The organism is Priestia megaterium, from assembly GCF_023824195.1.
GTDB lineage: Bacteria > Bacillota > Bacilli > Bacillales > Bacillaceae_H > Priestia > Priestia megaterium_D.
On the sequence record NZ_CP085442.1, the window covers coordinates 3678482 to 3694184 of the forward strand.

Consider the following 15703-nt stretch of genomic DNA (forward strand, 5'->3'; position numbering starts at 1 on the left):
GATGGAATTTGGAAAACACACTTTAATATATTTTCGTTTCGTTCAATTGATTGTTTAATGAGAAACCTTTAATTCCTCTGATGAAACGTCTACAAGAGCTCCTTTTTCAACAGATTTAAAGCAGGCATCAATAACTTTCATATTATAGCTCGTATTTTCTGCAAAATGGTTAGGTATTTTCCTTTCTAATATACAGCTAGAGAAATATTCAACTTGAAGTTTATACTGATCTCCAAAGACCTTTTCTTCTCTGTATCTTCCCTCCTCTGTATATGTCAAAATAAGCGCCTCGCCATTAAACAATTGCGGTGCAAAAGCTCTTGGCACTTGAATACTACCTTTTGTTCCAATAATTTTGTAATAATCTATTACTGTACGGTCCATGGCAGCATCAAATATAGCTTTCATACCATTATCAAGCTCCATTAACCCAGTTACGGAAATATCTACTTGACTATCGTGATCTTTCTGCATAGAAGCAAAAACTTTCTTAGGATTCGAGCTTAATAGAGTTTGAATGGCATGAATACAGTAGCAGCCCATATCATATAAGCTACCCCCACCTAATTCACCATTCATACGAATATTTCCATCCTGGTTTTCAAGATAGGATGAAAGACTTGCCTTCATCATTTTTAACTCTCCAATTTCTCCGGAATCTATAATTTCTCTTACTCTTTGATGCTGTGGATGAAACTGATACATAAATGCTTCCATAAACATAACGCCATTTTCTTTGCATATCTCAATCATTTCCTCAGCTTCTTTGAAAGTTAATGCTGCTGGCTTTTCACAAAGTACGTGCTTCCCTTTTTTTGCAGCTTTCTTTACCCAATGTGAATGAAGTGCATTTGGCAATGGAATATAAACAGCATCAATGTCTGGGTCTTCCAATAATTTATCGTAGGAGTCATACATTTTTGAAATCCTGAATTTTCCAGTAATTCCCTTAACTTTTATATTCGAACTAGCTATAGCTGTAGCTTCTGCATTCGTGGCCTTCATATAAGCAGGCAGTAATTCATTTTGTGCAATTTGCGCAGTACTTAAGATTCCCCACCGTACGTAAGTTTTCACTTATTCCAACTCCTTTGACTATTATTTCTTTATCTATATATAAGTCAAACTCCACTCACTGTAAGGGCAAGCTTTCACAGGATTAAGTGGAGTATATCTAACTAATTGAAACTGGATTCAAACTTTGTAAGCTCTATACATTTAGTAAATTAACTCTTTTTAAAGTTAGCCTCTATCTGCTCTAATGACAGCCCTCTAGTTTCTGGTAAGAATTTTGCCACATATATTATTCCTACAATACCAAACACAGCGAACAGGAAAAATGTTGATGATAAACCTACTACATCTAGTAGAAGAGGGAAGAATAATCCTACTAAAAAGTTGCAAAGCCACAAAAATAATACAGCTAACCCCATACCAATACCACGTAAACGAACAGGGAAGATTTCAGCAAGTATAAGCCATGACATTGGACCAATAGCTCCTTGAAAGAAGGCTAAGTATACTACCGTCATTGATAATACTACATATGGCAGCACCGGAGATCCTGTAAGTAGTAGAGCAGAAATACCAATCGTGAGAAGTGCAACCGTAACACCTGTTAAACCTGTAAGCAACATAGGTCTTCTATTCACTTTATTTAGTAGTGACATACCAACAATAACTGCTACAACGGCAATTAATCCGTTTGCTACGTTTGCAATTAACGCTGTTTTTGTACCAAAACCAGAGTTTTCAAGAATTTGTGTTCCATAATACATAATAGAGTTGATACCCACTAGTTGTGAGATTGAGCCAATAAAAATACCAAGAACCACAATCCGGCGAATCCAAGGAGTCCTTAAATCTTTGAAGCTCATTTTTTCTATTTTTTGCTCTTCTGAAATATGTGCTTTTATATCCTTTAATTCTTGTTGAGCAATACTTTCACTACGAATCTTTTGGAGGACTTTCAATGCGTCGGCCATTTTTCCTTTTGATGCTAACCATCGAGGACTTTCAGGTAAAATGAGTACTCCAATCCAAAGCGCCAAAGCTGGCAATGTCGCAATCACTAACATATAACGCCATGCATGTCCTGCATCTCCAAAAACATTACCAATAACTGCATTAAATATATAAGCAAGGAACTGTCCAGTAACAATCATCAATTCATTTTGTGTAACCAAAATGCCGCGCCTGTCTGTTGGTGCTATTTCAGCAAGATAAGAGGGGATGACCACAGAAGATCCGCCAACAGCAAGTCCCAACAGAAAGCGGAAAACAACCATTATAGTTGTATTTGGCGCTATAACACAACCAACTGCGGAAAAGAAAAATAATATCGCAAGGTACAAAATAACCTTCCTTCGTCCTTTGTTATCAGATAAGCGTCCACCAAATATCGAACCAAAAGCCGCACCTAATACTAAAGAACTTGCTACTAGACCTTCCGTAAAAGGATTTAAGTTTAATTGATCAGGACGAGCCATAAATGGAAGCGCACCATTAATAACCCCTGTATCATATCCAAATAATAGCCCTCCAAACGTTGACACAATGGTGATTAATTTCAAAAACTTTTTTGATTCCTTTTCCTTTACCTGTTCCGTTTGGGCTGAGTACTCACTAGGCAATTTGAGATTTTCCACGTTAAATTCCCCCTTTATTAATTGTATTTCTTCTAATAAAACCCTTATTCATCAAGCTTTTTACTAAATATAAGTACAAAAGAAATACCTCTCTTTTAACAAACATTGATAACAAATGTTCTTACATCTAAATAAAAACCACCAACTAGGATATATTGTAAATAAAATCCTTTTTCGATTTACCCGAACCTTTAAAACGCTTTCATTTTACTCTTCGGCTACACTTTAACCGAGTGTATATGTGTAGAACGAATGATTATCCCTTTATTATATTTTTAATATTCTGAATTTTAAAATCTAACTGTTGGTTGATTTTTAATACATCTGGATCAGAGAAACCTTTATTCTTTGCTAGTTCATGCATATCCACACGATAGTTTGCTATGCTTTTACTTAAATCTAGTATTTCCCTCAAAATCATCAGGACTCTTTCCCTTCTACTATTTTAAATTTTTTAATTCGCTCTTTTCTTTAAAACACTAAAAATTCATGATTCTTTTTCATATCCTTTTATTAAAAGCCGTGACATTAGCTTTCAAAACCAATTCCACGGCTTTAATTTACTATTTTGATGCTTTTAATTGCCTTCTCACCTAAATTTAAAGAGTTTTCCCTACCAATGCAGCTTCTTTGTTACTCTCGAAATCTACCCATACGGATCCTTGATCTGCTGAACGTACACAATTTTCAATCCAGCGAACGCCTTCGAGTCCTGCATTAATGTCTGGGTAAACAAGTGTATCTAACGTTTCTTGATCACCACGCATTTTTGCATCAATTGCAATCGCAAACTTCAGGTAAATATTTGACCATGACTCTGAAAGCCCTTCCTGATGTAAAGCACCTAAACGCTCATCCGCATTACAGCTTTCATCTAAGTAAGGCATTGATCGAATCAGCGTTTGGATTGGTTGCCCTTGCACTTCATATCGTAATTCATTCGGCTTGCTGTCCCACCATTCTAAGCTTGCTTTTGAACCCACAATGCGAATTCGATGACCATCCATACAACCCGCATCAATAGAAGATGTCCACAGTCTACCTACCGCTCCATTTTCATAGTGCATTAAAACGTAAGCATTGTCTTCTAGGGGCGCACGACTGCCGATAAAACTCTGGCGATCACATAATAACTTTTTAATTTTCATTTGAGGCATAATCAACTGTGACATATAATACGTGTGGGTAGAAAGATCGCCTAACACATAGCTTGGTCCTGCAATTTTAGGATCCACGCGCCACTTTTGCGCAGCATTTACTTTGTCACCGTCATCAGTGGCATTAAATCCATGCGTATACTGCAATTCAACTACTCGTACATCGCCGATTTCTCCTTTTTCAACCATTGCTCTCATTTGAAGCAGCAGCTGATTACCAGAGAATCCATACGTTACCCCAACGATTTTCCCTTTTTCTTCAGCTAATGCTTTAATCTCTAGCACCTCATCACTTGTGAAAAACAAAGGCTTTTCGCAAATTACATGTAAACCTGCGTGTAATGCCGCCTTACAAATTTCATAATGAGTACCATTAGGCGTAGCAATTGATACAACTTCAAGTCCATCTTTTCGCTTCGCTTCTTCTGCAAACATCATTTCATAATTTGGATAACAACGGCCCTCAGAGACTCCAATATTCACACCAAAGTCTTTTCCTCTAGCAGGATCAATATCGAATGCCCCAGCTACCAGTTGAAAAGCCGTGTTATCTCTAAGTGCCCCAATTCGATGCTTATAGCCAACCTGCCCTAGTCTTCCTCCACCAACCATACCCCATCGTAACGGTCTTGCAATTTTTTTCTCTCCATTTAACATAGTAAAATTCCTCTCTTTCACGTAGTATTTATTTTAGATAGCTCTGATAAAAATTCTAATATTCAGAAATATATAACCTCACGTACTCAAAGCAATTCAGCTCTTTTACTTAAAAGCTAAGTGTTTGTTTTAATGCATTAATTGAAGTTCGAACCCCGGCTTCAACCGACATTGTTAAATCTTCCATTTCTAAAGAAACTTCTTCATCATAGCCCATCATCTTAACAACAGAGAAAAACTCTTTCCACCACTGTAAATCCTGTCCACAACCTACTGCTACGTAATTCCAAGCTCTATTTGCTACATCCGTCACTTCTTTTGTTTCCATTACTCCGTTAACTCCTGATAGATGTCTCTCAAGGCGCACGTCTTTTCCATGAACATGGTGGATAGCTGCCCCTAATTCTCTAGCTGACAAAATTGGGTCTGCGCCCATCCAGATTAAGTGGCTTGGATCTAAATTTAGTCCTACAATAGGGCCTACCGCATTACGCAATTTAAATAATGTTTCAGGATTATAGACTAATTGAGAGCTAAAGTTTTCAAGAGCGATTTTTTCAATACCGCAGGATTCCGCTTTATCAACCAGTTTTTTCCAGTAGGGTATAGCTACTTCATTCCATTGATAGTCTAAAATATCTTTTAACACTGGAGGCCAGCTTACCGTATACGTAATCCAGTTTGGAATTTTATCTTCAGGACTTCCAGCTGGTAATCCACTCATCATAATTACTTTTTTTACACCTAACAATTTGGCTAATTCGAATGTTTTATCTGTCACTTCTCGATGCTCTTTACCCAACTCACCTGGATCCAATGGATTCCCAGAACAATTTAATGCACAAAGTTTAATATTGCGTTTTTCCAATTCATTTAAAAATTCAGCTCTTTTGTAATCGCTCTCCAAAAGTTCATGTAGTCTCAAGTGAGGCGCTGGTGACCAACCTCCTGTGGTCATTTCAATCGTATCGATTCCCATCTCTGCTATCACGTCTAACATTTCTTCAAAAGGTAAATGTCCTAAACTGTCTGTTACATAAGATAATTTCATGATTTTCTCCTCCTAAAAAATCTGTCTAAAATCACTCACCAAGATTATAATTATAGGACAAATATTTTCAACAATTTTTATCACTTAACAACTTTGTTTATAACTTAGCGATATCGTTGTTGGTTAACTAGACTTGTCCATTTTCATAAGATAATCTTAATACATTGAGAAACAAGTGATTGGAAACGCTTTTATTTAATTGAGTATTCAATAAATTTCGTTTCTATAGTAATTAGTATAAATTATGAAATCTTAATCGTCTTTGTTTTAAGAGGACTACTTTTTATCTTTTAAGGACAATTTTATAAAACATTACTAATTTTATTTAATAAAAATAACCCTTCTCTACTTTTTCATAAATGACCTTGAGTAGAGAAGGGTTGACTAATCTTTATATATAACCGTTTTTAACTTTGTATATAGGGCACGAAAACGCCCTGGTGAGCTGTGCATCGAAGCAGTAAAAACACGTGTAAAGTAATGAACGTCTGGAAAACCTGTTTCTTGAGCAATATCTCTAATAGATAAATCGGTTGTTTTAAGCAATGTAGCAGCTTTTTGAATTCTTTCATTTTGTACATACTCTGAGTAGCTGATCCCTAATTCAGCTTTAAATAGCCGAGAGAGGTGTCGACTAGATAGGTGTAAATAAGTGGCTGTATCCGTAAGTTTAATAGAATTTGATAAATTATCTTTAATATATAATTTCGCAAGGGTAAGAATCAAAGAAGACTTTTTTGGAACAGTCTTCTGACTATGGTAATTCGGAGACACAACAAAGGTTTGTATTAATGAAAGAATAAGAGAATGAGCTAAATTGGATAGTATCTCCTCAAAAAAAGCGCTTTCACTCTTTGCTGCTTGAATTAAAAGAGACTTCCACATTAACGGTGCAGCGGTATCGTCTTTTACATCTATCACTACTTCCGAACATTGTTTTGCCTCTTCAATTATTGTTACCCACTTTTCACTTGATTCTGATTCATTTAGTTCAAACCCCACATATAACAGAAAAAGTCCGGTGTCGCTTTTTATTTGATGTAAAACACCCGGTTTTGAAAGAAACATTGTATTTTCTTTTAATTGATATGTACATCCCTGGTCTATATAAGTTCCTTCTCCTTCGAGAACGTAACACGCCTCAAAGAATGAATGTTTATGAAGTAAATTATTGTAATGCTTTGGCATAACTCCCCAGTAGTGAATATAAAAAGATACTCCATTGCTTTCTGTACACTGAATATATTCATTTAAAGTGATTTTCCCCGAGACAAACTTATCCAACAAAACGCCCCTCCCTTTATAAAATTAGAAAATTTATTCATTAATTATAATTATTAATACACACTATAATTTAAATGAAAAAATTTGTCTATAAGGACTCTAAATGAAAGTAAAGAACAATAAATTGAAGAAGAATTAAATAAAAAGCTAAATAGAAACCTTTTAATTTGTGTAAGTTATTATATGGGATCTGAGGAAAGATTAATTTTTTATAATTCCCGAGAAATCCCCTTTTAAAACTTCTTTCTCATTTTGATTGTGACATATAAAAGAAGCAGTAATAAGAGTTCGTTCACCCTGCTTTTCGAATTGTTCGATTGTGACTTCACAACGAATAGTATCGCTCGTAAAGACGGGCCGCAAAAATTCAAAAGTCATTTTACGAGCAAGTACACTGTGATCACCGCCAATTTTTGTTGGCAATGTAGCAGTTAGTAATCCTTGGATGACAAGCCTTCCTTGTTCACCGGGCGTCACATGATGAGATCCTTGATCCCCTGAAACCTTTGTAAACAGTTCAACATCCTCTATTGTGAAAGTCCGTTCAAATGTAATGATATCTCCTACCTTTAAAGACAATTTTATTCCCCCTTTATTTGAAAACCATTTATCTTCTCTAAGTATAACTATAAACTTAGTAGTGAAAATTCCTACTTAATTTAAATGTGACATATATTCAAAAGCTGTTGTTCCATATACGCTTTTAAAGTGTTTGTTTAAATGAGTTAAATCAACAAAACCACACTCAGCCACTGCTGCATAAATATCTCTATTCTTCTCTATTAATTGTTTTGCACGTTCTATTTTGTAGTTAAGAAAATACTGATATGGTGAAATGCCAGTATGAGCTTTAAATATCCGTATAAACTGAAACTTTGATAAATTAAGCTCTCTACATATTTCTTCAAGTTTAAGCACATTTTCTAAATTATGATGAAGGATATCCTTTGCTTTTCTAATTAGAGCGTTATCTTTCTTAAAACCACTAGAAAGATCAGTTTGGATAAGGCTTTCTGTCAGCGATAACAGTAATTCATTGCACAAAGCCTCATCTTTTTGGTTTAATATTGCATCAGCAAGACTTAATACTCTTTGTTCAAGTCTATAATCATATACAATAGGGTTTGAAAAACGTACGATATCCTTTTTCTCAATAACTTCTAATAGCAATTCTGGATCAATATATAGCATTACGTAATCAAGGCCTGTCTTATCATGTGCCATTCCGTCATGTGCTTGTTCTGGATTAAAAAGCATAATACCATTTTGATGTGATAAGTGTAAGCTGCCATCTAAGTTATATTGTTGAATACCACGCAGTGTAACCCCTATTGCATACTCTTTGTGAGAATGTTTTTTATACGTAAAATCGGTCATACTTGCTGACAAAGCTGTAATCCCTGCTGATTTTTTATAAATAAATTTGTCCATTTCTTTCACCTCCTGAGTAGCTTACCTACACCCATATCATAATTGCGGCATAAACTAAAAACAATGCCATCAATACATTAACAACCTTTTTATGCTTCTGTAAAAACTCCTTGAAGATTGCACCGAAAAGTATCCAAGTAATAAATGCTAAAAATCCAATAACAGTTATAGCCACAACACCTATGGTAATCGCAGGCATTGAAACATAATAAGGCAGAATATAGGTAGGAATAACGGTCAGTGTAAATAATACGACCTTTGGATTTAAAAACTGTGTAAGGAAGCCAGATATAAAGGTACCCGTGTGGTTTAAAGTTGGCTTGGATGAATCCATTTTATAAACTTGATGAGCAAGATACAACATATAAAAGCTTCCAAGTATCTGCATAACAATTAAAATTTTGGGTATTACTGCTGCAAGTAATGTATTCAGCATGGAAGAAATAGCAAGTAAGAAACCAAAAGCAATCGTTGCTCCATACGTATATTCCATCGCCTTTTTGGCCCCAGAATTATGCACGGTAGATAATATGACGATATTAGTAGGGCCTGGTGTAAAGGTAACAATAAAACAATAAAAGATAAAAGATGTAATATTCATGAGGGAAACTCCTTTCAAGATATCCTCATATAATCGTACATCTGAACATTCATTGGTATATAGTATATTATTGCGGGATTATATAAAGCTGCAGTTTTATCTTTGCTACCTCTGTATCATATAACTATGAATTAGGAAAAAACTTATTTGATACTATTTTACTTAAGCTGTATTATGTACATAAAAAAGATGTTTTTCATCCAAGAATTGCATCCTCAAATGTAAACTAGCTCTGTATATAATATACAGAGCTTTTTATTCTTAACTATTGGAGTTGTTCCTTCTGATAACCCCCATTACGTTAATCCGATTTAATAGAAGAAGGATTTTTTTAAAAAAAGATAGAATAGTTCCTTAAAGAATCATAAAGGAGTTGATTTCATGTCTAAACAAATAAAAGATAGAAAAGAAATAAAGCTTTTGGATTCTCAAATTTATTTATGTGATGAAATTAGAAAGTTGTTGAGGAAAAAAGAAAAAAGAAGTCTAGCCTTTGAACAAGAGTATACAGAACATGATATATTACACATTGCTTTAAACAGATTAATGAGCGAGTTAATCTCTAGACATTAAAAATTTCACCTATCATATTTGATATTATTCGAAATAGATAAGTTTAATATAAAAAATAGACAGAATATTTCATCAATATCTTTACTTTGTAAACGCTTTCGTTTATACTAAGTATAGGTTGGATGGCATGAGTGGCTGTCATAGTATTTAGCGTAGGCGGGGCTGATACGAGGGAACAGGACATAGAAGAAATGTCCTTTTTTGTCTGGGCAATATTTCTTAGAAACTAGGAAATATTATAAAATGCTTTCAAACGCTTTTTTTTACTTAGTATGCCCTATCCAGTCTGGAAATTGAAAAAGACCACCTCTTCCCAGTCAAAAGAGGTAGCCATTTTTTAAAGTTGAATTAACAGTAGTCGTTAGATAATGCTTTATTGCATCTTGAGTAGTTTGCTTAATTTAATAAACTGTATTCGTAGACAACATATTCACCGCTTTTTCTAAAAGTAAAATATCTTCTTTAACCATTCTTTTCACATCGTCGAGATCAAGTTGAATATATTCTTCTTTTAAACGTTCTAATTCCCTGACGAACAGGGATCCCGTATAGTACCTATAATTTGTCACTAATATTTATCCCCTTTGTGTGCTCTTAGTATATGTAATTCCCCTATATTTAGATTAACAACCAATAAAAGCAAGATTTATAAAAAAATAATCCTTCCCTGATGTAGGCAAAGGATTTTTAACTTTATTAGAATAGGGAGAATACGTTATTAGTGTGGCCAGAATTGTAGTTTCATATACATACAACGTTTTATCGTTCTACTTTGATGTTAAATCAAATTTATCTTCTTTACCATTCCATTTTATTGTCACATGAAAAGGAGCGTTGCTGCTTTGGGTCGAACACCCACTGCAGCTCCCATTTAAATTAATTTTCCCTTCTGTCTCGTCATCCGTACCTGATAATTTACTTGTTCCCCCTTCCACAACATAAGAAACTTCTCCTACTTTCTCCTTGTCTTTTCCTTTATAGATGATACTGCCTTGCCCGTTTTGAGTATTCTCTCCTTTATTTAAAAGATATAAAGCTTTCCAATGATCTCCTTCACCTTCGAAACGCACACTTTCTTCCTTGCTACCACAGCTACCCAATACTAATAAAAAAATAGATATAAGTCCTAAAAACAAAAACTTCCTTTTCAATTTAAATCCTCCTACACGGTAAAAAAGCACCCAAATCCTATTAGCTGATATCCCCTATACATCATTTTATTTTTAAATCATTATCTATATAATAACATTTTTTCCATATTTTATATCTTAATTTTGTATATATTCTTAGCTAAGATACTGCAGGAATAAAAAGAGGTTGAGACATAACAAAATGAATTCCATCTAAAGACGAACAAATAAGATACATGAGCTGAACCGCTTGTGACATCGCAGTTGATTTCCGTGCAAGACTCCTGCGGGAAAAGCGGAGTCTTCGCCTTGCCCTCCAATCAACGGCTAGAAGGAAGGAAACAGATGAAACCTATGTTCACCATAACAAAAAAAACGAACCACTAATCAAAAATTTTGATCAGTGGTTCGTTTTTCACTTCAGCTAAAGTACTTTTGTCCCAGCCTCTTCTAAAGTATTGTTTTTATAGCTAGATACACTGCAGCAATTGATGCAAGAACGATAAGTACATTTAAAATACGATGTTGAGTAGCTAAGTGGCCTCGCTTCATTTCTGCACGAGTCAATGGTTTCTTTTCATCGTGATTTCCACTCACTATGTTACATCTCCCATCTTATTTGGTTATTGGTTCCACTAATTTAAGCAATAAGCTGATCTTTGTTAGCTGCTTCTTCCTTTTTTATTTTCCCTCTACATAAGATATAAAAAACACTAAAGGTAATAATCGACCAAATAAGGTTAGCTCCTGGTTCAGTGTTAGCTACCTTAAACAAACTTGGTATAGATCCGAAGACAGAATCGTCGGTTGTAAGGAACAGAGCCAGAAACATATTATTTGCTGCATGTGCTCCAATGGTAATTTCTAAACTTTTTGTTTGAATGGCGATATATGTAAGAGCAAAACCAGCTACAATGTACTCCAGTCCGACTAATATAATGGATTTATTCATTTCAGGATTAGCAAAATGTCCTATTGAAAACATTAATCCAACAATAATAGCAAGTAAAATAGGGCGTTTCACTCTCTTGCTCACCCATTGGAGAAGAAGCCCCCTAAAGAACAGTTCCTCCGTTGTTGTTTGAATAGGTACTAATAAAAGCGTAATAAGAATTAAGAAAACATACTCTTTCAGACTTACATGATTCCATGAATAATCCGAATGGTTAAACACGACATCAATTACTTGCCCGACCATTAATAACAGGCTGAAAGCTCCAAAGGACCATATTATTTTCTTCCAGTTCACACGTTTGTTAGAGGTTATTAATGATTTCATTTTTCTTTTATGAATAAAACGAATTCCGATCCACAAACCAAAAATCCAACATATGTACACAATATGAGATAACAGAAAATCAAGATTAGCATTGATTCCTACAGCAACTCCACTATCGAAATCAAAGTATGACTTTCCACTTTCATCTGCTGCAACCATAACCATGTCAGCTATAATATAAATAATCGACCCTAATAGCATGAACGCAGAAGCCAGTATCGCTGTGCTTAAATAACGCTTCCAGCCATTTTTTCCTTCTTCCACATCTAGATAGTTCTTCATTTTATTCTTACTCCCTCAGCGTTCTCTTCTCAATCAAATATTTCTTCTCTACTTCGTTTTCGTCCAGGCAATATATAAATTTATTAGGACGAGTAGCCCTGTATATATTTTAAATACCGCTGACGTAGCCCTTTTCAAATGACGCTGCCTTTAGAGATAAACCCAAAGAGACTGCCAAAGCCAGTAAAGCATCACCTTATTTATCCCTTGATTCTTCACACAGAATTTTTTCTTCTTCTCTTACTTAGCGTCATGGAAGCCGTTAAAAAACAGCTTTTTCTGAAAGAAGACTAGACAGCAAATCATCTTGAACAGTTATATGTTGCTCATATGTACCCGCATACACATAATTTTGAAGAAAGTACTTGCTACTCAAGAATATATATCCTAAAACAACTAAAATAAATATTTTTTTCAACATTTTCCTCACCTTTTTATTCAAACTTTTACCCTCATGGCTGTTACCACAACACCTAAGAGTTTATCCATAAACAACTTTTTTAGTTTTTAAATTAGCAACCAACTTATATAACACTATAAAAATGTATATAAGTTACAATAATATTACATTATTATTACAAATGTAACAACAATATTATAACTAAGAAAAATAGGATAATCAATAAGAAGTGTCTAGTAAAACTGATAAAATTGCTAGATTCGTATCATGCGGTAAATAAATCGAAAACTTTTGGAAAAAGGGTGTTAGTTGTCCCGCAGGAATATTTAAAGAAACAAAAAAGCAAACTCCCTATCATTAGGAGTTTGCTTCTTTTATTTAAATCTCAGATAGAGTTTTTATAACCTTTTTCATCTCATTTAGTATGGAGATAATACGTTTTAAGAAAATAATTAAGGTACAATATCCCCTTAATGAATGCGCCTCTTTAAGAAGTATCCACCCAAAGTATGGTTTCTCTTTTTCTTCTAAAGGGAACTAAACCCTAAAATTCAACCTTAAAAGGAGACAATCATGGTTACAATTGAATCAATTATAATAGGCATTGTATTTATCCTCATTCAACTATACGCATTAACAATTGTCGAACGTTCTCCAATCGGGGAGCAAAAGCTGCTCTCATTATCAGGTGGTGTCGCTATTGCTTATGTGTTTATTTATATCTTACCGACGCTTCATAAGAAACAAGAAGAGTTTGGAGGATCGCTGGCCCTTGATACTGAACTATATTTTCTTGGTCTTCTCGGCTTACTCGTCTATTTTTCCGTTTATTCATTCGCTCAGACGAAGGCAGCAGCCACACACCTAACGGAACTGACCGTTTATATGGTACAGGCGAGTTTCTTTATGGTTTATTCTTTTATCATTTCTTATGTTGTGTTCTCAATCGATGTCAAGCGAGTTGAATCACTATTCTATGGATTGGCTATCAGCCTTCACTTTATCGGGTGGTCCTACCATCTAGGAAAAAAACATCATCGCTTGCACAAAAACAGAGGTCGCTATATGCTTGCCGGGGCAACTTTTCTTGGATCAATCATGGGCGTCTTCGGGCCCTCATCCGGCCTGCTTATTGAGTCGATGATTGCATTTAGTTCAGGTGCAATGTTATTTAACGTTATCAGTAAAGAACTACCTTTTGAAAAACACGCGCACTTGCCAACCTTTTTAATCTCATCTCTTGTCTACGCTGCTACAATGATTGCGTTAAAAGCTTTTTTTGATTGGTAATTAAGTGGCGATAGAGCAATAGATTTTTCGTCTAATACATTAGGTTTTCCAATTTCCCAACAGTTGTGATATAAAAATGGCCACTTTACTGAATTCAAGAAAGAAGGCCTTTGAACATCTTGGTTGTATCTATGGGGACATACTAGACTGGGTCTCTGGCTCCCTAGAAATTTTTCTTCGTTAGAAGAAATAAAACAAGTTGATAACACTGACTTATGAAACTTACTTTTCTTTCTCCGAACTCCTCACTTAAACTTTACAGCCAAAAAGTTGTATGAACTCTATCACTTCGTAAATTATCTACGTTTAAAACAATAAGTAAAGATCTAAACAGTTTAAAAATAAAAAAGCTACTAATTAGGGACTTCCCCTCTAATTAGTGGCTTTTTCTTTCCTCCTAAGGAGTGGAGAGCTATTTTATGATGCCCTCACGGCGCCTTGGGTAGTTTGCTCAAGAGATAAATCTTTATTCATTTACATAAAAAGAAAAAAATTCATAATAGGTAGTAAAAACATATAAATATAGTAAGAGATAAATTGATTAAAAAGGTGATTATTATTTTCCAAAAAATACTGATTGTTTTTGTAGGAAGCTTATTATTAAGCATAGGAATTAATGGATTTTTAGTTCCTCATTATTTATTAGATGGAGGAACAATTGGAATTGCTCTCATCCTTCACTATTATTTTGAATTCCCTACAGGTGTAACGATGATTATTTTAGGTCTCCCATTATGTTGGTTTGCTTGGATTTATGAGCGTCATTATTTTTATAATAGTTTTTATGGGCTAATTATTTCTTCTTTATTGATTGATTGGCTAGAACCTATTAAAAACCAGTTCCAATTTTCTGTTTTTCCTAGTGTAATCTTTGGAGGGATATTTATTGGGACGGGGGTTGGTCTTATGCTTCGGTATGAGACAAGCACTGGAGGAACAGATTTACTAGCTCAACTAATATCAAAAGCTTTTTCTTTGAACATAGGGATAGTTATTTTAAGTATAGACGGTTTGATTATAACAGCAGGTCTTCCTTTATTAGGACCTAAAACGTTTCTTTTTTCATGTTCAACAATTTTTATAGGGGGAATGACGACTTCGTTAATTACTAAAAAAAAATGATTTGAATTATAAAATTAGTACCTTCTATCCCCTGTTTTTTTAAGATTTCTTTATTTTCACAAATAAAAAAAGACCATCTCTTCCCACTCCAAAGAGATAGTCTTTCTCTATAAGTTGAATTAACAATAGTCGTTAGTTGATGCTCTATTGCATCTTGAGTAGCTTGCTCTAATTATTGAACATTAGTCTTAGCATTTCCACCTATAGTTTTTCAAACTTTCTTCTAGAAGCTATGTAAGATGCAGCTAAGTAAATAACAATTAGAATAGCAAAGGAATAAATGTACCTCCAGTGCAGCGGTTTATAAATGCCAATCCAATTAAGTAGTGGAAGACCAATAAAAGCAGCTACTGCTGAATAAATCAGTGCTTTGATTACAGGGTTAATTTTAGGCTTTACTTGTATAAAAACCATCATGGAAATGGGTAATAAAAATAAGTCCCACGGCAAGTAGTTAGAAGTTAATGGAAATACTTCATATCGGTAATCCCACAGCCCTAAAAAGTCTCCAATCATATCAAGAAATGAAGAAAAGATCGCTACAAAAAGAACTGAGAAAAGTTTTGACTTAGCTGCGAAATTGCTTGATGAATGCTTCCCAGTTCTTGTCCTAATTCAGTATCAGTAATATTCCCTCCAAGCAGCTGAGCATCTTTTTGCTTATAACGTTGATTGTTTTTAGTCATTCTTAAAAACCTCCTTAAAGTAGATAGAACGTACTTGTTTATAATTGTCTGTTCCTTGAAGAAAAATGTTTGGGAAAAATGAACAATTTTTTGTTCACAAGCTATTTATTAT

General features: G+C 34.4%; 18 protein-coding genes. 3 read left to right on the forward strand and 15 right to left on the reverse strand.

The window, feature by feature from the left end; all coding sequences use genetic code 11:
• Positions 1-54 precede the first annotated feature (54 nt).
• The 9 genes from LIS78_RS19010 to LIS78_RS19050 all read right to left on the reverse strand — a co-directional run bounded on the left by LIS78_RS19010 (position 55) and on the right by LIS78_RS19050 (position 8829).
• Positions 55-1077, reverse strand: a complete 1023-nt coding sequence (locus tag LIS78_RS19010) for a Gfo/Idh/MocA family protein (protein ID WP_252284196.1) — start codon at positions 1075-1077, stop codon at positions 55-57.
• 149 nt (positions 1078-1226) lie between these two features.
• Positions 1227-2648 (reverse strand): sugar porter family MFS transporter, encoded by a 1422-nt coding sequence (locus tag LIS78_RS19015; protein ID WP_286676931.1) that lies wholly within the window; start codon positions 2646-2648, stop codon positions 1227-1229.
• A 256-nt stretch (positions 2649-2904) separates the two neighbouring features.
• Positions 2905-3069 carry a Spo0E family sporulation regulatory protein-aspartic acid phosphatase gene (locus tag LIS78_RS19020; protein WP_195782281.1) on the reverse strand — a complete coding sequence of 55 codons (165 nt, stop codon included), beginning with the start codon at positions 3067-3069 and terminating at the stop codon, positions 2905-2907.
• A gap of 178 nt (positions 3070-3247) precedes the next feature.
• The gene (locus LIS78_RS19025; protein WP_252284197.1) at positions 3248-4462 is read right to left on the reverse strand and encodes a Gfo/Idh/MocA family protein; all 1215 of its coding nucleotides are present in this window, start codon (positions 4460-4462) and stop codon (positions 3248-3250) included.
• Positions 4463-4571: 109 nt separating this feature from the next.
• Positions 4572-5513 (reverse strand): sugar phosphate isomerase/epimerase family protein, encoded by a 942-nt coding sequence (locus LIS78_RS19030; protein WP_195782279.1) that lies wholly within the window; start codon positions 5511-5513, stop codon positions 4572-4574.
• Positions 5514-5897: 384 nt separating this feature from the next.
• Positions 5898-6797 carry an AraC family transcriptional regulator gene (locus tag LIS78_RS19035; protein ID WP_252284198.1) on the reverse strand — a complete coding sequence of 300 codons (900 nt, stop codon included), beginning with the start codon at positions 6795-6797 and terminating at the stop codon, positions 5898-5900.
• A gap of 201 nt (positions 6798-6998) precedes the next feature.
• Positions 6999-7376, reverse strand: coding sequence for a hotdog family protein (locus LIS78_RS19040; RefSeq protein ID WP_195782277.1), 378 nt, complete (start codon positions 7374-7376; stop codon positions 6999-7001).
• 75 nt (positions 7377-7451) lie between these two features.
• Entirely contained in the window at positions 7452-8228 is a 777-nt protein-coding gene (locus LIS78_RS19045; protein ID WP_195782276.1) for an AraC family transcriptional regulator, read from the reverse strand.
• A 25-nt stretch (positions 8229-8253) separates the two neighbouring features.
• Complete coding sequence (locus LIS78_RS19050) at positions 8254-8829, reverse strand: LysE family translocator (protein ID WP_195782275.1); 576 nt, start codon at positions 8827-8829, stop codon at positions 8254-8256.
• 381 nt (positions 8830-9210) lie between these two features.
• On the opposite strand from LIS78_RS19050, the gene LIS78_RS19055 reads away from it, so the two are divergent.
• Positions 9211-9402 carry a hypothetical protein gene (locus LIS78_RS19055; RefSeq protein ID WP_195782274.1) on the forward strand — a complete coding sequence of 64 codons (192 nt, stop codon included), beginning with the start codon at positions 9211-9213 and terminating at the stop codon, positions 9400-9402.
• Positions 9403-9803: 401 nt separating this feature from the next.
• On the opposite strand, the gene LIS78_RS19060 is transcribed toward LIS78_RS19055, so the two are convergent.
• The 4 genes from LIS78_RS19060 to LIS78_RS19075 form a co-directional block, all read right to left on the reverse strand.
• A complete protein-coding gene (locus tag LIS78_RS19060) occupies positions 9804-9971 on the reverse strand; it encodes a hypothetical protein (RefSeq protein ID WP_192885621.1) in 168 nt (55 codons plus the stop codon).
• 198 nt (positions 9972-10169) lie between these two features.
• A complete protein-coding gene (locus tag LIS78_RS19065; protein WP_252284199.1) occupies positions 10170-10553 on the reverse strand; it encodes a hypothetical protein in 384 nt (127 codons plus the stop codon).
• Positions 10554-10982: 429 nt separating this feature from the next.
• Complete coding sequence (locus LIS78_RS19070) at positions 10983-11129, reverse strand: hypothetical protein (protein ID WP_165351634.1); 147 nt, start codon at positions 11127-11129, stop codon at positions 10983-10985.
• Positions 11130-11172: 43 nt separating this feature from the next.
• Positions 11173-12093: a CPBP family intramembrane glutamic endopeptidase gene (locus tag LIS78_RS19075; protein ID WP_252284200.1), complete on the reverse strand. Its 921-nt coding sequence runs from the start codon at positions 12091-12093 to the stop codon at positions 11173-11175.
• 973 nt (positions 12094-13066) lie between these two features.
• On the opposite strand from LIS78_RS19075, the gene LIS78_RS19080 reads away from it, so the two are divergent.
• Positions 13067-13783 (forward strand): hypothetical protein, encoded by a 717-nt coding sequence (locus tag LIS78_RS19080; RefSeq protein ID WP_252284201.1) that lies wholly within the window; start codon positions 13067-13069, stop codon positions 13781-13783.
• Positions 13784-14320: 537 nt separating this feature from the next.
• A complete protein-coding gene (locus tag LIS78_RS19085) occupies positions 14321-14905 on the forward strand; it encodes a YitT family protein (RefSeq protein WP_195782269.1) in 585 nt (194 codons plus the stop codon).
• 201 nt (positions 14906-15106) lie between these two features.
• On the opposite strand, the gene LIS78_RS19090 is transcribed toward LIS78_RS19085, so the two are convergent.
• Together LIS78_RS19090 and LIS78_RS19095 are read right to left on the reverse strand one after the other, a co-directional pair.
• Positions 15107-15421: a CBO0543 family protein gene (locus tag LIS78_RS19090; RefSeq protein WP_209150479.1), complete on the reverse strand. Its 315-nt coding sequence runs from the start codon at positions 15419-15421 to the stop codon at positions 15107-15109.
• 23 nt (positions 15422-15444) lie between these two features.
• Positions 15445-15591: a hypothetical protein gene (locus LIS78_RS19095; RefSeq protein WP_195782268.1), complete on the reverse strand. Its 147-nt coding sequence runs from the start codon at positions 15589-15591 to the stop codon at positions 15445-15447.
• Between the last annotated feature and the right edge of the window lie 112 nt (positions 15592-15703).